Origin of the sequence: Peribacillus sp. NPDC006672 (assembly GCF_050274955.1) — a bacterium.
In the GTDB taxonomy this organism is placed as follows: domain Bacteria; phylum Bacillota; class Bacilli; order Bacillales; family DSM-1321; genus Peribacillus.
The window spans coordinates 13,081-31,630 of record NZ_JBNNOR010000010.1; the positions used below are offsets into that span (position 1 = coordinate 13,081).

Genomic DNA, 18,550 nt, shown 5'->3' on the forward strand with positions numbered 1-18,550 from the left:
TTTTTTTATGGTTTTGGTGAAGGAAATATTGACTCTTTTGTTAAACTACGGGCAGGTAGTTGAGGAGTATTTTCTCCTTTTTATTAAGCAAACGGCCCAGATTGTGGTAGACCATTGTACTATTGGTTTATAATAATAAACTATATAGTTGTAGGATTTTATAATATGAAAACTAAGGAGGGTAAGCATGGACTTATTACAAGGAGAGATATTGGATTTTAATAATTTCAAGCAAAAGAAATCGAAAAAAATAAATGTTCAGAGTATTAACGAGAAATACTTAAAAGGTGATACTAGGATTGTCACAGAATCAGCAAGATATCCCCTAAATCAAATTGTGTCAATGGTAGAGAGTGAAGATTATGAGTTAAATCCTGACTTTCAGAGAAGACATAGGTGGGATTTAGAAAGAAAGTCTAAACTCATTGAATCATTTATTATGAATGTTCCTATACCTCCTATCTTCTTGTATGAAGAAAGATTTTCTTATTACGAGGTTATGGATGGGCTACAAAGATTAACAGCTATTTATGAGTTTTATACAGATAAATTTGCTTTAGAGGGATTAGAAGAATGGGAAGAGATAAATGGGCTTAGGTATTCTGAATTACCTGATCAAATAAAAAAAGGAATAGATAGAAGGTATCTTTCTTCAATTATACTATTACAAGAAACAGCTAAAAGTACTGAAGAAGCAGCAAGAATGAAACAACTTGTTTTTGAAAGGTTAAATAGTGGAGGGATTAAATTAGAAGCACAAGAAACAAGAAATGCTCTATACGATGGACCTTTGAATAAACTTTGTTTAATCTTAGCTAGAAATACATATCTCTGTAGAATGTGGGATATTCCTGAAGAAGACTTTATGTATGAGTTATTAGAAAATGATTCATATCGGAAAATGGAAGATGTAGAGTTAGTTTTACGTTTTTTTGCATTTAGACAGATTGAAAAATATGAATCGTCCTCCTTAAAGGAGTTTTTAGACTTTTATCTTAAATATGGTAACCGTTTTGAAAAAGATGTCTTAGATCAATTTAAAATCCTCTTTGAAAATACAGTTGAGTTAGTTTATGAGGTATTTGGAGACCATGCCTTTTATCTATGGAGAAAAAGAAAGAACCATTGGAATTGGTATAAAAAACCTACAAAAGTTGCTTTTGATCCAATAATGTATACTTTCTGCGAATTCCTATCCAAAAAGGATAAAATTATAAAAAATAAAGAAAAAATATTTACTGGACTTACTGATTTTTATGAAGAATACTATAAAGAATTTGAAGGTAGAAATACAAATAGAAATAATGTTATTAAAAGAATTGAGCTTTTTAGAAAATACCTAGAAAATATTTTAGAGGCCGATGATGAGAGCTAGTTTAACATTTTTTCAAGAAGGAATAGAAGATTTAAGAAATTTTATAAATGGTATTGAGAAAACATCCAATCTTTTGAAAAGTAAATATAATAAAGAATCTCCAATTCAAGAGTATTTGTTTAGATTGGAAGATTTTCAGGAACATTTTAAAACTTTTCATATTAAACAAACAATTTATAATTATAAAACGATTATTATATCATTGTATGGGTTATTGGAAAGCTTTGTGGAAACTTTAATTAAGTCCTATTTAGAACTGTTAAGTCATATTATTTCAACATATGGAGAGTTGCCCGAAGAAATTTTAAAGAATCATTTTAATAAATCCGCAGAACTAATACAGAGAATTGATTCGCTACCAAAATACCAACATTTAAAAAAAGAGGATGTTATTAAGAATTTAAATAAATGTATAGAGACACCTACAAGCTATACTTTAAATATAGATGCCTATACTCATCATACAGCTAATTTTAAACATGATATTATTGTCCAATTTTTTAAGCAAGTCGGAATAGAAATTTCAAATAATATAAGAGAAGAGCAACCTTTTAAGGAATATTTAACAGAGGTGTACCCCGAAGTAGAAATTCCTGAACAATTAAATGTTCTAGAAAAACTTAATGATTTGGCAAATAGGAGAAACGATGTTGCACATGGGGCCGAAATTAATCTTCTAGGTACTCAAGATTTGTTGGAGTATATACGTTTTGTGGAAGCCTATGGTCTATCTTTATATAATATTATCTATTATGAAACACTAGTCTATGAAATAAGATACAATGCAATAGGGTTAAATGATCCAAAATTAATTGTAAATAATGAAATTATCTGTTTAGAATTAAATAATATCCCTATAACTACTGGAGATACAATAGTTGCCTATACATCGGGGCGCAGAAGGTCCTTTTTATATAGTGATATTAAAGAAATTCAAGTTGATAGAGTTGAACATCAAGAAGTTGAAGCCCAAGAAAGCATTGATGTTGGTATTAAAGTTGGATTTAAGGCTAAAGATAATCAAAAATTCTTTTTACTAAAGTCTTAAATTAGCTTATTGGGGTCGCTTTTCCTAGTTTAATTATCGGGCGCTTTAGTTAAGAAAGTGAATTAGTTTGTTTGAATTATTATTCATGCACCCACCATTTTAATTTACACTTCGTTTCCCCCAGATATAAGGATAACGAGGTGATTTTTTATGATGCTAACAAAAGAGCAACTAATTCAACATTTATCAGACAAGATGACGAACCAGGATATTGCTAACATTTACAATGTAAGCTTTCAGAAGATACAACAACTTATAAAAAAGTATCGTCTTAATCAAAAAGAGCTTAGGAAAGTAAATAAATATATTGTGTATGAACATTGGCTCAAAGGAGAAATTGTTTATATAGGTAGTGGAGTTTGGTATAGATGCAGACGATATAAAAATAGAAGAAACTCGGAACATGTGCATCTAATGGTATCTGGAAAACTTGAATATCGTATAGTGGGTGAATACGAAAAAGTAGAGGATGCAAGGAAGCTCGAAGCTGTGCTCATTCAAAAATATAAACAATTAGGGCAAGCAAAATTCAATAAGAAAATGCATTGATTCTTGACGATTATAAGAAGTAAGGGCATAATTATCAGTAATCGTGTTACTAATAAAAATGAGTTTGTTCAACAAACGTTGATATTACTGATTATATAGCTTTTATGGAATCTAATGGGACTCAAAATCGTGTTCCTCTGGAGTGCCGGTTCGACCCCGGCCACCGGTATCACCAATAGCGAATAAACGCTATTACATCAAGCTTCACACTTAATTGTGTGAAGCTTTTTTGTGTTTTCACGCACTACAAAGTATGCAATGAATATAGTAGGGAAAGATAATTCCGTGCTGATTTGTCAGACAAAAACCTATTTTGAAAAGTGCTGCCCATCAGTTCAAAGATGAAGGATCAACAGGACATTTAAGGGCGTTAGGATTTCATTTCATACACTTCGGCATCACACGCCAGAGTATTCATTCATAATTTATTTTAAGAGAGATAGTTTAGGGATCATTCGTTCTGTGTTACGGTAAAAATAAAAACGAATGGGTCAAAGAGCGCTAACTCTACCATTCGTTCCGAAAAATTGGCCAATGATTTTAGATTTCAATATTCATAACATTTAGTTCTGCTTCCGTATAGCCAGCAGAGGATAGTGCAATTTCAATTTCTTCAGCAGCCTTATAATCAAATAATTTAAATTTAGACATTAAAGCGAAAGCATTTTGATTTTCAATTGCCAAGGCAACAGCTTCCACGTCTTGTAGTAACTTCAGGTCTTCAATGTAGAATTGAGCGGTTCGCATCGCTAAATACTCATTCTGTGTAGTTGAACTGTAGAAAAGTCTTGTTAAAGTGGCGATTGCGTTAGGAACGAAAATCTTATTCATAATTACCCCTCCATTATTCTTAATATTCTGTCATTAACACACTACAAGTATGAGTCACCATAAAAGGATTGTCAATCTTTAGCTGTTCAGCATGTTTGATAACCGGATGAAAGTATATCTGTACTCAAATTGAGTAAATAGAAAACAGGCAACATTGTCAAAGGCAAAATACATTCACCGAGGCTTAAGAAGCGACCCAAATTGCATACACAAGATAGACATGTTGATTCAAGCCACATACAAAAAGAACCCTGCTTTTTAAGGCAAGGGTCTCAGGCTCGATCATAACAAGTTGGATAGAAGTGATACTTTTTTATATAAAGCATTTACTTCCTTATTCCGATGCTCCCCGATTTCATTTCTAAGCTGGCCTTCCATATCGGTCATTAAATCAGCTAATTTCAATGCCTTTTGTCTGTCAGAAATATTGCTGCGAATGATATATTCATATTTTGCATTGTATTTAGTCAGTGACATTTCTTCCGTCCTCCTATAGTACAAAGTCATTTCTTCCGTCCTCTGTTCCTTCATCAGTAATCCCAATGTACTTCAGTGTAATTACAGGGTGTGAATGATTAAGGATCATTTGTAACTCAGCAACGTTCTTACTTCGTTTATAGAACCAGTACCCGAATGTTTTCCGCATGGTATGGGTGCCGACGCTTTCGATGTCTACCATGTCTGCTGCTTTGTTAAGCTGTCTGTATGCTTGTATCTTGCTTATTGGCTTATCACCCTTACGTGAAGGGAATAGCCATTCACTATTGATGGTATCTATATAGGCTGTTAACTCATTACATATAGTGTTAAGCTTTATTGTTCTTGGCTTCTTAATTTTGCCTTCTTTGATGGTGACTGCCATCTTGCCTTTAACGTCCTTTATCTTCAACGATAATAGATCAGACACACGCAAGCCGGTATTGATGCCTAACAAGAACAATATATAGTCCCTCTCGCTGCAATGTCTTTTCAATGACCATTTCATATCATCTAATTTTTCCAATGATCTGATTGGTTGGACGTCAATTAAATGTTCTTTTGGCAAATTGGATCACCCTTTGTTCACGCCAGTGGAATTGGTATTTTGAATGTATACTTTTTAGTTATTTTAAGATTAACACTTGAAATGGATGGAAGTCAATTTGATGAGTATACTGATATTTTTTGTACTGTTCATTTTTAAGGTTTCAGAGTATTTTAGTTGTTTATTCTTATTAAGGTTAAATAATAGCAATAAAAACTAATGGAACTTGATATAATGAGTCTATAGTAATGTTTTTCTAAACTAGTGTATTGATGGATATTTAATGGATGAATTAATTCATTCTGAATTTATTATGCTTTGGCAGGATTGGGGAAACCAACATGAAGAGAGTTTTAGCTATATTGATAAAGTTACTGCCTTTAAAGTCAAGGTTGATTACTATGGCAATTATGATTGCGGTTTTTTACTGCATGTTCATGTTCGCAGGTCTGGAGAATGGAAAGAGGTTATCTGACAGTGAACGCCATTACGAGCAATCAGTTAATTTTGAAGAGATGGGAGATCAAGAATCGGAAGTGATGTCGAACGGTTCATTAGTAAACTATTGTAAAGATAGTGCTAATGAGAGTCGCTCCTCCAGTTGGTTTGGTATTGAAATCGACGTAATGGAACCTAGTGAATACACGGTTGAATGCATTGAACACTTGGAATAGCAGCCAAGTCACTATGGGTCACCCAGAAATTTGAAATTCAGGAATCATGACACAGACATCCGGGAGATAAGGATGTATCGGAACAAGATACGATTTGGGATAAGGTTAGGGATTTTACAGAATATTGACATTAGCCTGTTTGGATCATAAACCAAACAGGTTTTTAGTATGAAAGGAAACCCGATGGAAAAAATGGAATAGAATATATGAAGAACGATGGAAAAATTTTTCACCCCCATATCTTTTTCTCTTTCTGAAACGTTTATAGGATAGAGGGTGTTGAAGGAGTGAGAAAAAATGATAAATAAGTTGAGGGAAGATATTTCTGAAAGAAAGGATAACGGCAACATGTTGGATGAAGTCTATCCTGAATTGCTTCGCTTTTGCCGATTCCTGACCCAAAATAATTGGGATGGGGATGATTTGGCACAGGACACGATATTGAAGGCAATGCAGGGGTATGGGAAGAAAACGGAGATAACAACGCCTTTATTGAAGACGATAGCCCGGCATTCCTGGATTGATACGATACGAAAAAGAAAAAAAGAATCCTTAGACGATCTGTTGGATTCCGAACAGCAGGGGTCAATTGGGGAAAATGCCTTTGAAACGGTTGAATATATTATAAAATCCCTTACCCCGAAACAAGCTGTTGTATTCCTATTAAAGGAAGGATTCCTTTATCGGTCCAAAGAAATCTCAGATTACTTGAACACCACGGAAACGGCTGTAAAGGCCATCTTGAACCGTGTGAAAAAGCGTTTTGACAATGACGTTGAAGAGCGTAAGTTGTCCTGCGTGGAAGATTGGCAATATGAGGAGGAACAGAGGCTCATGTCCCTGATGACACAGGCTTTAAAAGCCCAAAATCCTGATATCCTCATTAAAAGCATTCCATCTTTCAAATCCTTGAACAGTGAATCGATGATTCCTAAACTGATGAATCGTCCGCTTCATTCCAAAGCATGCTTCACTCCTTCAAACACACTCTCAATGGCTGCATAGCCAATAATTTTGTTAGGAGGAAGAAGAGATATGACTACCATCCCATATGTAATTGAGCAATCCAGTAAGGGTGAACGCTCATACGATATTTATTCCAGACTACTAAAAGACCGAATCATCATGATTGGAGAAGAAATCACCGATCATTTAGCCAATAGTGTGGTTGCCCAATTGTTATTCTTGGCAGCAGATGCACCTGATAAAGAAATTACCATCTTCATAAACAGTCCGGGGGGATCGACCAGTGCCGGCTTCGCCATTTATGATACGATGCAATATATAAAGCCTGATATCCGAACTGTATGTACGGGTATGGCAGCATCATTCGGTGCCATGCTTTTATTGGCTGGTACGAAAGGGAAAAGATGCGCTTTGCCGAACAGTGAAATCATGCTTCATCAACCGCTTGGTGGGGCAAGGGGGCAAGCCACGGAAATTGAAATTTCTGCCCGAAGGATTTTGAAACTAAAGGATCATATCAATCAGATCATCTCGGAAAGAACTGGGCAGCCTATCGAAAAGGTGGCGAAGGATACAGATCGTGATTATTTCTTAAGCGCAAATGAGGCGAAGGATTACGGTATAATCGATGAAATAATCGTTCAGGGTAAATAATATAAAGAGACCTGGATGAAAACGAAACGCCACCAGTAAGCAAAAAAACGAAGAGAAACTGTCGATATAAGTATATCGGCAGTCTCTTTTTTTACCCTTTTACATAATGCGGCGATCGTTGACAAAGATAACTTGATAATACCGGGAGCCAGGGCATGGTGAAGCTGATTAGTGGAGCCAGAAAAGTATTGGATCAAAGAATGGTATTTTACGGAAGATTATATGAAGTGATTTTGTTACTATGCGTTGTCGTGTTGATTGCATGGCAATCATTAGGTTCAATAGGCATCCTGCCTGCCCAATTTTTCTCATCACCTTTATTGATCGTCACAACTTTCATTGACCTCGTTCAGTCAGGGGAAATGACCATGTATTTACAAATCAGTTTAACGCGGGCTCTTCTTGGCTTTGCATTATGTGGTTTTTTCCCTCTATATTTACAAACTTTTTTGGGCCTTAGGAATGTGGATAAAAAACTCTACAATGTTGCCCGAATCTTAGAGATTGGCCGTCTAGAGCAAATAACGAAGCTCATGATTCAGTCAGTTTTACAGAACATATTGCTTGGTATCCGTTTAGCCTTAAGTGCTGCTTGGATGTGCTTGGTCGTTGCTGAATTGTTGGGCGCGGATAGAGGGGGGCTTCATGATCCAGGATGCCCGTTCATTCATGCAAACGGACGTCGTATTCATAGGCATCATCATTTTTGCTCTCGGTGGTAAAATCTCAGACTTGTTTCGCTTTTTAGAAAATCATTTACTGAAATGGCAAGATAGCTTTAAAGCTTAAATGAAAAGGATGACCGCCTGGTTTAGGGTGGTCATCCTTTTTCTTGTTTTGTTGGATTTATTGGAAGGCGTTCTTTTTTATTCGATATATAAGGGCAAATAAATAGTGAAGGATGTTCCTTTGTGCAATTCGCTCTGCACCACGATTTTCCCTTTGTATTTTTGAACGATGGAATAACAAACTGTCAGGCCGATACCAGTTCCCCTATCTTTAAGCGAATAGAAAGGAGTGCCGAGTATTTCAAGCTGTTCTTTGGAAAGACCTATTCCTGAATCCGTTATTCGGATTTTTGCCATAGTACGTTCCTTCTCTGTTTCCACCTTGATGAATCCGGGATTGTTCATCGACTCAATTCCATTTTTCATGATATTGACCAGTATCTGTTTAAGCTCGATCGGATTCATATTGATTTGTAGGTCATCACGGAAATCAAGTTGAAAGCCTATGTTTCGATTATTGGCGAAACTGGATAATAGATCGGAAATCTTTTGGATTTCATAATTTAAAGGAATGACCTGAATATTATCCGTTTGTGGTTTTGCCAAAGACAAATAGTCATTGATTATCACTTGTGTATATTCAAGTTCTGTAAGCATGGTCTGCACATAAAATTTTTCCGTCTCATTCAGTTCCTTCTCTTGATCTAATAACTGGGCAAACCCCTTTACGACTGTAATGGGATTCCGTATCTCATGTGCAATGGTGGCTGCTAGCTGACCGACTGAGTTCAATTGTTTGGCCTGTTGGATTTCCTTATGGAATGCATTAGTGGATTCCATTCTATTGTTAGTTCCTATGAATACAAATACCAATATGATTTGTATAGCGATGAAATTAAGCGTATTGCCGAAACTATCCAAAGAAACATATTCATAAGTGTATTTAAGATCCGTTTGCGAAATAATCAAGATGGAAGCAGGACCTAATATGATATTTAAAGTGGCGACAATATAAAATCCGATTTTATCAAAGAGAAAAATGGGAATCAAGGGTGCTATAGCAAAAAAAGCCAGCATAATTGCGGTATCTGGAAAAATCCAGAACTTGCTATATATATAAACAGTAATTAAAGAAATGAATAGGGTTTTATAGAAATTGACTTCTGTTTTTAAGAAAAACAACAGAGAAATTATCATTCCCGATATTAAAATGACCTGAAATGTCATATCGTAGGGATTATCTTTCCAACTTATAGGTGATACTGAAATCCCAACTAATAGTAAAAAGGATATCATTGCCATGAATGCCTTCAGTATAAATCGGTGTTTGTTTTGATAATATTGATAATTTTTTAACATAATTCCCCTTAATATAAATATTCTGTTTGTTTAATAGTAATCTGTTACTAGTTTTTTGTAAATCAAAAAACGTAGGTTACTTTACTTAATTTGCTTCCCAACTTAAAACTTTGTAAAATGAGTTAACGAAAGTCTAATGGAACTAGGTAATGTATTAATTTTAGGCGAAAAGAACTAAATAGTTTCTGTGGATATAATATTTTATGGGGTATTTTCCTTATTTTTAGAGATGTGTAGTTTATTTACAGTATATTTGTTGTAAATTTACATTTCCCTTCTAAAATGAAAGTAAGAATAGAAGGGAGAGAGGGAAATTGAAAACTAGTATAAAGAAATTAGGTTTATGTATTATGAGCGTTGGATTTATATTACAGGCTACTTCGTTGGATGCTTCTGCTGCTTCAGCAAAAGAAAATCTTTCAAACTCATCAATTTATCAGAAGAAAATTGTGAATATCGCACATCGGGGTGCTTCTGGTTATGCTCCTGAACATACAATTCCCGGTTATCAATTGGGAGAACAAATGAAGGGTGACTACATAGAAATCGATCTCCAAATGACTAAGGACGGAAAATTAATAGCGATGCATGATGAAACGGTGGATCGTACAACAAATGGTACAGGTCTAGTGAAAGACTTAACGCTTGCAGAAATCAAAAAACTGGATGCCGGTACATGGTTCAATGAACAATATCCGCAATTGGCAAAAAAGAAATATGAAGGGTTAACGGTACCCACTCTTGAAGAAGTCTTTATGAAATTCGGCAAGCAGGCCAATTACTATATTGAAACAAAGTCTCCTGATGTATATCCAGGAATGGAAGAAGAACTTCTAGAGGTTCTGAAAGATTATAAGATGGTAGATTCAAAGGGACGTACCAAAAATGTACTCATACAATCGTTCAGTAAAGAAAGTCTGTTGAAGGTTCATGATATGAATCCAAAGTTACCACTGGTTCAACTTTTCTCTTATAAGAATCAGGCAACTATTTCAGATGAAGAATTGGAATCCATTAAGGAATATGCCATTGGAGTGGGGCCGAACTTCAATAAGGTGGATGGACAATATGTGAAGATGGTTCGAAATCATGACCTTCAATTCCATCCATATACAGTAAATGAAAGAGCGGACATGAAAAAAGCGTTAGAATGGGGTGCAACGGGGCTGTTTACTAATTATCCCGATGTATTTAACGAGGTTTTAAGAGAGTATAAGCACGAAAAGCACAATGACAATGTGAATTTATAAGGTTACTAAATAAGTGTTTCATAGGTGAGTCCCGGTTTTCCGGGGCTTTTTTTGTATGAACCGGATTCAACTTAATGAAGGGCATTTAATCCTTGGGAGAAATAGGTGTTCATAGGCTTAGTAGACTTTTGATTATAAACGGGTTTCTAGTATGAGGACATAGAAAAACCTCGAATAAGGGACTTTTTTTACTGTGTCCATTATTCGGGGTATGGTTCATTGAATACCCTAATATCAAAACAAAACCAAAATTTTCAAGATAAATACAGAGAAAAAAACTCCACAATAAGTTTTTTGTGGTAATATGTAAAAATGTGTAAAAGGATTGGGAGGGCGAACTAGATACGATAAACTCAATTACGCTAAATTTATATATTCAAATTCAGATGAAGATAATTATGCTTATGAAATCATTTTTACCAAAAAAGAAATCTACAAATGCTTTGGCACATCCTATAGTGTTCATTTTAATAATTTTAGGAGCTGCACTTATAGCTTGGGCGATTGGTGTTGATATCGTATAGTATTCCACCGGAATACCTTATTCGTGTACAAGAATTGCCTTCTGTATTAGGACCATGCTAACACTTATCTAACGTTATTTATTGCTATGTTGATCATAATAGAACTTTTGAATCTAATCTTTGGAAAAGATTCAAAAGTATTAGAAACTATATTAAAGGAGCGATAATATGAAAAAAATAAGGGTTTTCATGTTTATTTTTATTTTAAATGCTTGTATAGGTTTTTTTGGATCTTTCTATTTTCTTTCTCAAAATTTAAGTAATCCTGTAAAACATGAAAAACTGTATCCATTCAAAAATTTCCCTATTTATAATTTGCATTCTAGTGGCGATGTGGATGTGAATTTCATTAATATTATTATGAGTGCTTTATTATTAGCTGTCCCTTTCACAGTAATTATCCTTTTTTCAAATAGGGTGATTACTAAGAAACCTTGATTATAAAGGACGAATTTAGCTAATAACCTATCAGTTTCAGATGGTAATAGTAGTGCTTTAAATAACATTACGATTAATTTAAAAAAAGGCAGTTTATATGCATTACTTGGACATAATGGTGTGGGTAAAACAACTTTAATTAAAGAAATCTTAAAGGTCAATGTTTAGAAACAAGACAAAAATAAATGAGGTGAAAAAAGATGAATGATCATTATGCGCGTGAACTGAAGAATATCAGGGTTACACTGATTTTCTTGACTATTATCGTTGCTTTTGTTTCAGGTGGATCCGGGAATGTGACGATTGATCCAATGGATGGTGGAGATTATAATGTGTATCCTCAGGCCAGTTATTCCAATATGGTCGATATGGGAGATGGACATTTTGGCGTGTTGTCTGGCAGTACAGATTTAAGCGGGGATGAAACATTCAAAATCTATTATTATGATAGGGAAAAAGATGAGTTGATCTTCAAAAAAGAAACGATGCTAAGTGATCTTGAATAAGGGTTATTGATAAGGCAATGAGGTATTTATATTATATAATGATAGTAAATAAAAGGAGGGTGTTCAGATGATATACAATTTGGCAGCGGAACTTTGTGATGGGATTGAGGTAATGTACCCTTCCTTTCACGTCCAAGTGACGATAGAGATCGTCGATAAGAGATTTGGGCCTGTAAAGGCGGAAGCAGAGATTGCCATCAAGCCTGTTGAGTCAAAGGGGTTTTTAGAGGTGCTGGTGGAGGAACTGGAATCGGAGCATATTTTTGCTGATGAAAATGGGAGCATATATGGCAGCTTCGGCATCGATCAAAGCATCCAGATTTATGATGAAGTCCTAACTACCATTCCATTCGAAGAGTTAATCGGGAAAGAAAATTGGAAAGAGGCTGTCGATTCATTTATCATGGAAGAAAAGCTAAAAGGACAGCTGGAAAAGGTACTAAATGATTATCAATTCAGTGATTTGAGCGGAAAATATAAATTCAGGAAAAGATGTACGATTACGGAACTCCAATTTGTGAAGTGAAAAAATGGAGAGGGTAAAAAGCCTTCTCTATTTTCATTATTCTTGGATCATATTAAAACTGTTTTGGTTGGCATAAGAAGCCTTCTCTTCTTCGTATTCGGTCCCATCTATCCATATCAGGTAAACTCTACACACTCCTTATTCTCGTCCTTTAACAAAGAACTTCTTCGCATTAGGTTTACATCAGATAAAAGAAAGTTGGGTATTGGTTAAAAACATATTCCCATCAACTATCTATTATTAAAAAATCCACTTTTTTGAATGCGATGGTAAGTATGCATGAAGTCTTATCAGACCGTGAAATATGGTTCTATATTTTTCGTTAGATATATTGAATGAAAGTTAAAAAGCACAGGAGTTAGCCCCTGTGCGACGAAATTATTTATAAACATTACTTGGGATTTTTACTGCAGGGCGGCCAAATGCATAAGGAGCCACCTCATATTCTTGGAATACGAGATAGATCCCCCCATTTGTATAATAGAACTGTGAATCCTTATTGACGGGAACATCGCTCTGTTTTTTTACATAATAACTATCTCTTTTCTTCATGTAGTCAAAAGCATATTTCTGCACCTTCGTATATTTCACTTTGGATGTGAGGATTTCACTGATTTTCACCTGTTTACCGGAAGACACTTTAAAATTATAGGATGTTGTGTATCCCATTCCATGAGCTCCACCGCTATAGGAGTAATCGTCAATGAGAATGCTTAGCTTTTCATCCTGGTTGAATTTCACTTTATACGAAATACTGTAACTATACTGGCAAGAGTATGGGGATTCTTTGCACCATTCCTCATTTTTATCTTTTTCCCTATCCTTTTTTGCTTGCAGATAAGAGGAATAGGCATCCTTGGCATGATTAGTTAACACCTGATTAATTTGATCCTGAGCTGCTTTACTTTTAAGTCCTGATACTTGCGGATACGACAAGTCACTAATATTTTTATATTTATTCTTGGTTATTTTCACATTGCTGAATTTTAAATATTTAGTAGATACATAGGCTTTTTTTCCATTGTACCGAATTTCCGACCAGCCGGATTTTGTTTTTGAATAAACGGTTACGGCTTTCCCTTTCTCCAACGATCCTACATTTTTATAGCTGGTGCCGGGACCACTTCTAACGGATAAAGGGGAATTCTTCGTGTTTACCGTTGCGTTTTCTGTAGTGGCTGCGGAGACGGAGTCGATTTTTATCAGTAAAAAAGAGATGCATGTAAAAGTTAATGCGACAGCAAGGAAAATCTTAGTGAAATTCTTGGATAGCATTCAATTACCACCTTTGTATAATTTTTACATCACCTATTATATAAGTTGGTGGATCAAATAGAAAGTTAATTTTATAATTCAAAAGTTAAAGAGGAGAAAAAAATGAAAATTGGTTTGGTACGGCATTTTAAGGTGGCACATGAATTCCCTACTGGGAAACCTGTAACGGCGGATGATATGAAGCAATGGTTTGAGGACTATGATGCAGCGGATATTATTTATGGAACGACTTTACTTGGTGTAGAGGAATGGCAGGAATGTTATTGCAGTGATATGTCGAGAGCTGTCAAGACAGCTGAACATATTTATCCAGGTACGGTTCATCAGATGGAGGAGCTTCGGGAAATACCTTCTCCCCCTCTTAAAGGGAAGGTGAAGCTGCCGTTTATCCTTTGGGCCATCTGGATTCGCTGCTGCTCGCTGTTCAACAAGGAGACAAGGGCGGAAATTAAGATAGCTGAACGAAGAATCAATAAGGTATTGGATGAAGTCTTTGCAAAGGGAGAAAGGGATGTTCTGATCGTGAGTCATGCCGCCCTAATGGTTTATATGAGGAAAGAGCTGATCCGAAGGGGGTTCACCGGTCCAAAATTCAAGATTGCCGGTAACGGAAAGCTGTATGTATTCGAAAGATGATAAGTCAAAAATATAGGATTTCCCAACATAGAAAGTAAGTCTGGCCACATCGAACATTTTGCTTAAGAAAGATGCAGGCATTTTCCGATTAGTTATTCTTTTTCCATTGGTTGTAGTTTATTATTGTAATAGTGTGATTTTTACGAATTCAATAATAGGGATAGAAGGTGGACATTTTGGTGAAGGCAGTTTTTTTTGATTTAGATGATACATTGCTATGGGATCAGAAAAGTGTAAAAGAGGCTTTTGTGGCCACATGTGAAGTGGCTAAGGAGAAATATGATTTAAATGTCGACGAGTTTGAGGAAGCGGTTCGGAAGGAAGCTCGTGAGCTTTATTCTTCTTACGATACTTATGCATTTACACAAATGATCGGAATCAACCCATTTGAAGGTCTATGGGGAAATTTTCAGGATGATCATGATGAATTCCGGAAGATGGCCGTGATTTCACCAGCTTATCGGAAAGAAGCATGGACGAGAGGCTTGAAGGCATTAGGGATCGATGACCCGGCATTTGGGCTCGAACTGGCAGACCGTTTCCCTGCCGAGAGACGTAAAAAGCCATTTATTTATGAAGAATCATTCCGTGTGTTAGATGAATTAAAAGGGAAGTACAAAATGCTATTGTTGACGAACGGTTCTCCTGAACTGCAAAATACCAAACTTGAAATAACACCTGAACTAGTTCCTTATTTCGACCAAATCGTCATTTCTGGAGCCTTTGGACGAGGTAAACCGGATGCCTCCATTTTTGAGCATGCTTTGGAAATCATGGAGCTTGATAAGGATGAAGTATTGATGGTCGGCGATAATTTAATGACGGATATTCTTGGAGCATCACGGGTAGGCATAAAGTCGGTTTGGATAAATCGCCATGATAAGGAACGGAATGAAGTGCTTCCAACTTATGAAATCAAGCATTTAGAGGAGCTTTACGCAATCCTTGAGAGCCTGGAAAATTAATTGGTCATCCTTCTCCAAGTAACGAATTTGGAGAGGGTGACTTAAAATATTAGGACTTTCAAATTATATACAGAATGAAAAGGGTGATATATAGTTACCCTGTAATCAATTAAATTATTCAGACTAGGGGTGTCCAATAACAGTTGGGCTGAGAGAGAAGCGCTTATGCTTTTTAACCCTCAGGACCTGATCTGGTTCATACCAGCGTGGGGAAGTTAGAATCTACTAAACAATGACATTTCATTTGGTCATTTCTGTAGTCATACTAACGTTAGCCGGGTCTTAAATATAAGATCCGGCTTTTTCGTGCGAAATGGATTGGATTTTGTCCTTTTTAAATGAACTTAAAAAGGAGAAATGAAATCATGATGAGTAATTCAGTAAATGACATGAACGTTTCAATTATGTCCAATTTTGCCGGGAGTAAAAAAGTGTATGTTGAGGGATCTAGACCTGATATTAAAGTACCTATGCGTGAAATTAAGCTAAGTCCTACTACAGGTGCATTCGGTGAAGAGGAGAATCCGCCTTTGAGAGTTTATGACACAAGCGGTTTCTATACGGATTCAGAATATCCCATTGATATTCATAAAGGCCTTGCCCCGATTAGACGCAATTGGGTCCTGGAACGTGAAGACGTTGAAGAGTATGAAGGACGTGAAATAAAGCCCGAAGATAATGGGTATAGAAAAGTGGAGTCACAATCCAAAGCCGAAATTTTTCCGGGATTGAAAAGAAAACCATTGCGTGCAATGAAAGGGAAAAACGTAACCCAGCTTCATTATGCCCGTAAAGGTATCATCACCCCAGAAATGGAGTTCATTTCGATCAGGGAAAATGTTACCCCTGAGTTTGTAAGAGAAGAGGTAGCTAGCGGTAGGGCGATCATTCCGGCAAATATTAACCATCCTGAAAGTGAGCCAATGATCATCGGACGTAATTTTCATGTGAAAATAAATGCGAATATAGGAAACTCAGCTGTTAGTTCATCGATCGAAGATGAAGTGGAGAAAATGACTTGGGCTACACGATGGGGAGCCGACAACATAATGGATTTATCCACAGGAAAGAATATCCACACGACACGGGAATGGATTATCAGGAATTCACCTGTGCCAGTTGGGACGGTTCCGATATATCAAGCATTGGAAAAAGTGAATGGAGTCGCGGAAGATTTAAATTGGGATGTTTTTCGGGATACATTAATCGAGCAGGCCGAGCAAGGTGTCGATTACTTCACCATACACGCCGGTGTGCTTTTACGGTACATCCCATTAACAGCAAAGCGAGTTACGGGAATTGTTTCACGAGGGGGCTCCATCATGGCACAATGGTGCTTGGCCCACCATCAAGAAAGCTTCCTCTATACTCACTTTGAAGAGATTTGTGAAATCATGAAGGCATATGATGTCTCTTTCTCATTAGGTGACGGCCTCCGTCCTGGGTCCATTGCAGATGCAAACGATGAGGCCCAATTTGCTGAATTGGAAACACTGGGGGAACTGACGAAGATTGCTTGGAAGCACGATGTTCAAGTCATGGTGGAAGGACCCGGTCACGTACCGATGCATTTGATTAAAGAAAATATGGATAAGCAGCTGGAAGTCTGTCAAGAAGCTCCATTCTATACCTTAGGACCGTTAACAACGGATATTGCTCCTGGATACGATCATATTACTTCTGCAATTGGTGCTGCCATGATTGGATGGTTTGGAACTGCCATGCTCTGTTATGTGACACCGAAAGAGCATTTGGGACTTCCGAATAAAGAGGATGTTCGAGTAGGGGTCATTACTTATAAAATTGCAGCACATGCAGCTGACCTTGCAAAAGGCCATAAGCATGCACAAAAACGGGATGATGCCCTTTCGAAGGCTAGATTCGAATTTCGTTGGAGAGATCAGTTCAATCTTTCTCTCGACCCTGAAAGGGCGGTAGAATATCATGACGAAACTCTTCCGGCTGAAGGTGCGAAAACAGCCCATTTCTGTTCAATGTGCGGACCTAAATTCTGCAGTATGAGAATCTCCCAGGACATCCGTGATTTGGCAAAAGAAAAGGGCTTGGGTTTTGAGTCGGTAATCGATGAAGGGCTTAAAGAAAAAGCGAATGAATTTAGGAAAACGGACGGAAAAATCTATCAATGATTCGGACGAGAGGGAGAATTTGATGAATCGGGTAATCCAGATAAAAGGTGAAATGCAACTGTTGGAAACTCAATTGGAACAGCTTAAAAAAGAGTTGGACATTTTTCGGGAGAATTGTAATCATGAATTTGTAAAAAATGATTATATTCAAGAATGCACAAAGTGCCACTTAATCGAAAGTCTGCAATGGTAGTGATTCCTTAATCGTCCTTTCATTATCGGAATTAATCCCTTAATCATGCGGGGCATTCAATCATAAAGTCAACATGATTAAGGGGATATTTCATTACTATTTACAAACCTGTTTTACATCCTTTTTTCTTATTTAATCTTAGGAAAGCAGCACCCAATGCCGCTTTTTTGGCATGGAATTGTGCGAACATCACTGCAATATCTTCGCGGATGCATTGACCCATGATATGGCTGCAAGCAACTAATCCTGCATTAATATCGATTGATACTGAAGCAGAGATTTCAGGATCTTGAAGACGTGCCCCAACGGGAATATCCTCTAAATTAGCTTTAGGCCTTTCAGGTGGTGATGGGGGGAGTCCTACGTTATTTTCTTTTAATAATAATTCAATTTGGTCATTTTCCTGTTTCCCTTGATTTATCACTTCTTCAAGTAATTTATGCAGGTCCTTGTCACCAGTGTGATTGAGCATTGTTTGATGACATGCAATTAACCCTTTTGTTGTTGTTAGAAATGCCCATGTACCAAATACCTCTCCGTAATTTTCCGCTTAAAATACCCAAACCATCCTCCTTGAAATTCAAACTTTTAAAACGATAAGTTGCCATGTACTTACCCTTTATGCATTGTTAATGTTTGGGAAGCGTTAGAGGGCTTATGATTATTAACCTTTTATTCCTTGTAGCCATTCTTGATAACATTCATCACAGAGCATTTCATTTCTATCCGTGTCGGTAACTTGAAACGTTACAACATGGATTTTTTTTTCTTCCGTGTCATCAGTACAATAGAAGCATTTATGTGTCATTTGAAATCCTCCCATACATATAAAGTGTTTATAGTTTAAAACATCACATCTTTTTTTATTCAGACAACGTGATG

The 18,550-nt window shown here is 36.4% G+C and carries 22 protein-coding genes, 1 pseudogene and 1 riboswitch; of the genes and pseudogenes, 16 read left to right on the plus strand and 7 right to left on the minus strand.

Translation table 11 applies throughout. The annotated features are described in order from the left end of the window. Positions 1–187: 187 nt before the first annotated feature. From ACQKKK_RS16910 to ACQKKK_RS16920, 3 genes are all read left to right on the plus strand, one after another. The gene (locus tag ACQKKK_RS16910; protein ID WP_427617492.1) at positions 188–1,375 is read left to right on the plus strand and encodes a DUF262 domain-containing protein; all 1,188 of its coding nucleotides are present in this window, start codon (positions 188–190) and stop codon (positions 1,373–1,375) included. Beyond that, positions 1,362–2,423, plus strand: a complete 1,062-nt coding sequence (locus tag ACQKKK_RS16915; protein ID WP_427617494.1) for an MAE_28990/MAE_18760 family HEPN-like nuclease — start codon at positions 1,362–1,364, stop codon at positions 2,421–2,423. Before ACQKKK_RS16910 ends, ACQKKK_RS16915 begins: the two co-directional genes overlap by 14 nt. 150 nt (positions 2,424–2,573) lie before the next feature. Next, the gene (locus tag ACQKKK_RS16920) at positions 2,574–2,972 is read left to right on the plus strand and encodes a helix-turn-helix domain-containing protein (RefSeq protein ID WP_427617496.1); all 399 of its coding nucleotides are present in this window, start codon (positions 2,574–2,576) and stop codon (positions 2,970–2,972) included. Between the two features lie 540 nt (positions 2,973–3,512). Here ACQKKK_RS16920 and ACQKKK_RS16925 read toward each other — a convergent pair. The 3 genes from ACQKKK_RS16925 to ACQKKK_RS16935 form a co-directional block, all read right to left on the minus strand. Continuing rightward, positions 3,513–3,803 carry a hypothetical protein gene (locus ACQKKK_RS16925; RefSeq protein WP_061461756.1) on the minus strand — a complete coding sequence of 97 codons (291 nt, stop codon included), beginning with the start codon at positions 3,801–3,803 and terminating at the stop codon, positions 3,513–3,515. A 282-nt stretch (positions 3,804–4,085) separates the two neighbouring features. Then, positions 4,086–4,280: a hypothetical protein gene (locus ACQKKK_RS16930; RefSeq protein WP_427617498.1), complete on the minus strand. Its 195-nt coding sequence runs from the start codon at positions 4,278–4,280 to the stop codon at positions 4,086–4,088. A gap of 13 nt (positions 4,281–4,293) precedes the next feature. Next, a complete protein-coding gene (locus ACQKKK_RS16935) occupies positions 4,294–4,788 on the minus strand; it encodes a tyrosine-type recombinase/integrase (protein ID WP_427617812.1) in 495 nt (164 codons plus the stop codon). 380 nt (positions 4,789–5,168) lie between these two features. Between ACQKKK_RS16935 and ACQKKK_RS16940 the strand changes: the two genes are divergently transcribed. The 4 genes from ACQKKK_RS16940 to ACQKKK_RS16955 all read left to right on the plus strand — a co-directional run bounded on the left by ACQKKK_RS16940 (position 5,169) and on the right by ACQKKK_RS16955 (position 7,843). Then, a complete protein-coding gene (locus ACQKKK_RS16940) occupies positions 5,169–5,501 on the plus strand; it encodes a hypothetical protein (protein ID WP_427617500.1) in 333 nt (110 codons plus the stop codon). Between the two features lie 297 nt (positions 5,502–5,798). After that, the gene (locus tag ACQKKK_RS16945; RefSeq protein ID WP_427617502.1) at positions 5,799–6,506 is read left to right on the plus strand and encodes a sigma-70 family RNA polymerase sigma factor; all 708 of its coding nucleotides are present in this window, start codon (positions 5,799–5,801) and stop codon (positions 6,504–6,506) included. Between the two features lie 30 nt (positions 6,507–6,536). Next, the gene (gene clpP / locus ACQKKK_RS16950; RefSeq protein ID WP_427617504.1) at positions 6,537–7,121 is read left to right on the plus strand and encodes an ATP-dependent Clp endopeptidase proteolytic subunit ClpP; all 585 of its coding nucleotides are present in this window, start codon (positions 6,537–6,539) and stop codon (positions 7,119–7,121) included. 155 nt (positions 7,122–7,276) lie between these two features. Beyond that, on the plus strand, positions 7,277–7,843 hold the full coding sequence (locus ACQKKK_RS16955) for an ABC transporter permease (RefSeq protein WP_427617506.1): 567 nt from the start codon (positions 7,277–7,279) through the stop codon (positions 7,841–7,843). A gap of 144 nt (positions 7,844–7,987) precedes the next feature. On the opposite strand, the gene ACQKKK_RS16960 is transcribed toward ACQKKK_RS16955, so the two are convergent. Further along, the gene (locus ACQKKK_RS16960) at positions 7,988–9,208 is read right to left on the minus strand and encodes an ATP-binding protein (protein WP_427617508.1); all 1,221 of its coding nucleotides are present in this window, start codon (positions 9,206–9,208) and stop codon (positions 7,988–7,990) included. 350 nt (positions 9,209–9,558) lie between these two features. On the opposite strand from ACQKKK_RS16960, the gene ACQKKK_RS16965 reads away from it, so the two are divergent. The 5 genes from ACQKKK_RS16965 to ACQKKK_RS16985 all read left to right on the plus strand — a co-directional run bounded on the left by ACQKKK_RS16965 (position 9,559) and on the right by ACQKKK_RS16985 (position 12,452). After that, a complete protein-coding gene (locus tag ACQKKK_RS16965) occupies positions 9,559–10,458 on the plus strand; it encodes a glycerophosphodiester phosphodiesterase (RefSeq protein WP_427617813.1) in 900 nt (299 codons plus the stop codon). Positions 10,459–11,150: 692 nt separating this feature from the next. Continuing rightward, the gene (locus ACQKKK_RS16970) at positions 11,151–11,420 is read left to right on the plus strand and encodes a hypothetical protein (RefSeq protein WP_427617510.1); all 270 of its coding nucleotides are present in this window, start codon (positions 11,151–11,153) and stop codon (positions 11,418–11,420) included. A gap of 66 nt (positions 11,421–11,486) precedes the next feature. Further along, entirely contained in the window at positions 11,487–11,588 is a 102-nt protein-coding gene (locus ACQKKK_RS16975) for an ATP-binding cassette domain-containing protein (protein ID WP_427617815.1), read from the plus strand. Positions 11,589–11,620: 32 nt separating this feature from the next. Beyond that, positions 11,621–11,926, plus strand: coding sequence for a hypothetical protein (locus ACQKKK_RS16980; protein ID WP_427617512.1), 306 nt, complete (start codon positions 11,621–11,623; stop codon positions 11,924–11,926). Between the two features lie 67 nt (positions 11,927–11,993). Then, positions 11,994–12,452 carry a hypothetical protein gene (locus tag ACQKKK_RS16985; protein ID WP_427617514.1) on the plus strand — a complete coding sequence of 153 codons (459 nt, stop codon included), beginning with the start codon at positions 11,994–11,996 and terminating at the stop codon, positions 12,450–12,452. A 378-nt stretch (positions 12,453–12,830) separates the two neighbouring features. Here the strand turns inward: ACQKKK_RS16985 and ACQKKK_RS16990 are convergent, their stop codons facing one another. After that, positions 12,831–13,727 (minus strand): PdaC/SigV domain-containing protein, encoded by an 897-nt coding sequence (locus ACQKKK_RS16990; RefSeq protein ID WP_427617516.1) that lies wholly within the window; start codon positions 13,725–13,727, stop codon positions 12,831–12,833. Positions 13,728–13,829: 102 nt separating this feature from the next. On the opposite strand from ACQKKK_RS16990, the gene ACQKKK_RS16995 reads away from it, so the two are divergent. From ACQKKK_RS16995 to ACQKKK_RS17010, 4 genes are all read left to right on the plus strand, one after another. After that, complete coding sequence (locus ACQKKK_RS16995) at positions 13,830–14,363, plus strand: histidine phosphatase family protein (protein ID WP_427617518.1); 534 nt, start codon at positions 13,830–13,832, stop codon at positions 14,361–14,363. A 176-nt stretch (positions 14,364–14,539) separates the two neighbouring features. Beyond that, positions 14,540–15,328 (plus strand): HAD family hydrolase, encoded by a 789-nt coding sequence (locus tag ACQKKK_RS17000; RefSeq protein WP_427617519.1) that lies wholly within the window; start codon positions 14,540–14,542, stop codon positions 15,326–15,328. A 115-nt stretch (positions 15,329–15,443) separates the two neighbouring features. Further along, a riboswitch (TPP riboswitch) is annotated at positions 15,444–15,558 on the plus strand. Positions 15,559–15,693: 135 nt separating this feature from the next. After that, positions 15,694–17,475 (plus strand): phosphomethylpyrimidine synthase ThiC, encoded by a 1,782-nt coding sequence (gene thiC, locus ACQKKK_RS17005; RefSeq protein WP_427617521.1) that lies wholly within the window; start codon positions 15,694–15,696, stop codon positions 17,473–17,475. Between the two features lie 22 nt (positions 17,476–17,497). Further along, positions 17,498–17,668, plus strand: coding sequence for a hypothetical protein (locus ACQKKK_RS17010; protein ID WP_427617523.1), 171 nt, complete (start codon positions 17,498–17,500; stop codon positions 17,666–17,668). 100 nt (positions 17,669–17,768) lie between these two features. Here ACQKKK_RS17010 and ACQKKK_RS17015 read toward each other — a convergent pair. Together ACQKKK_RS17015 and ACQKKK_RS17020 are read right to left on the minus strand one after the other, a co-directional pair. After that, positions 17,769–18,212, minus strand: a pseudogene (locus tag ACQKKK_RS17015) (DUF3231 family protein); the annotation flags it as partial. 120 nt (positions 18,213–18,332) lie between these two features. Beyond that, a complete protein-coding gene (locus tag ACQKKK_RS17020; protein ID WP_167555965.1) occupies positions 18,333–18,476 on the minus strand; it encodes a hypothetical protein in 144 nt (47 codons plus the stop codon). Positions 18,477–18,550: the final 74 nt, after the last annotated feature.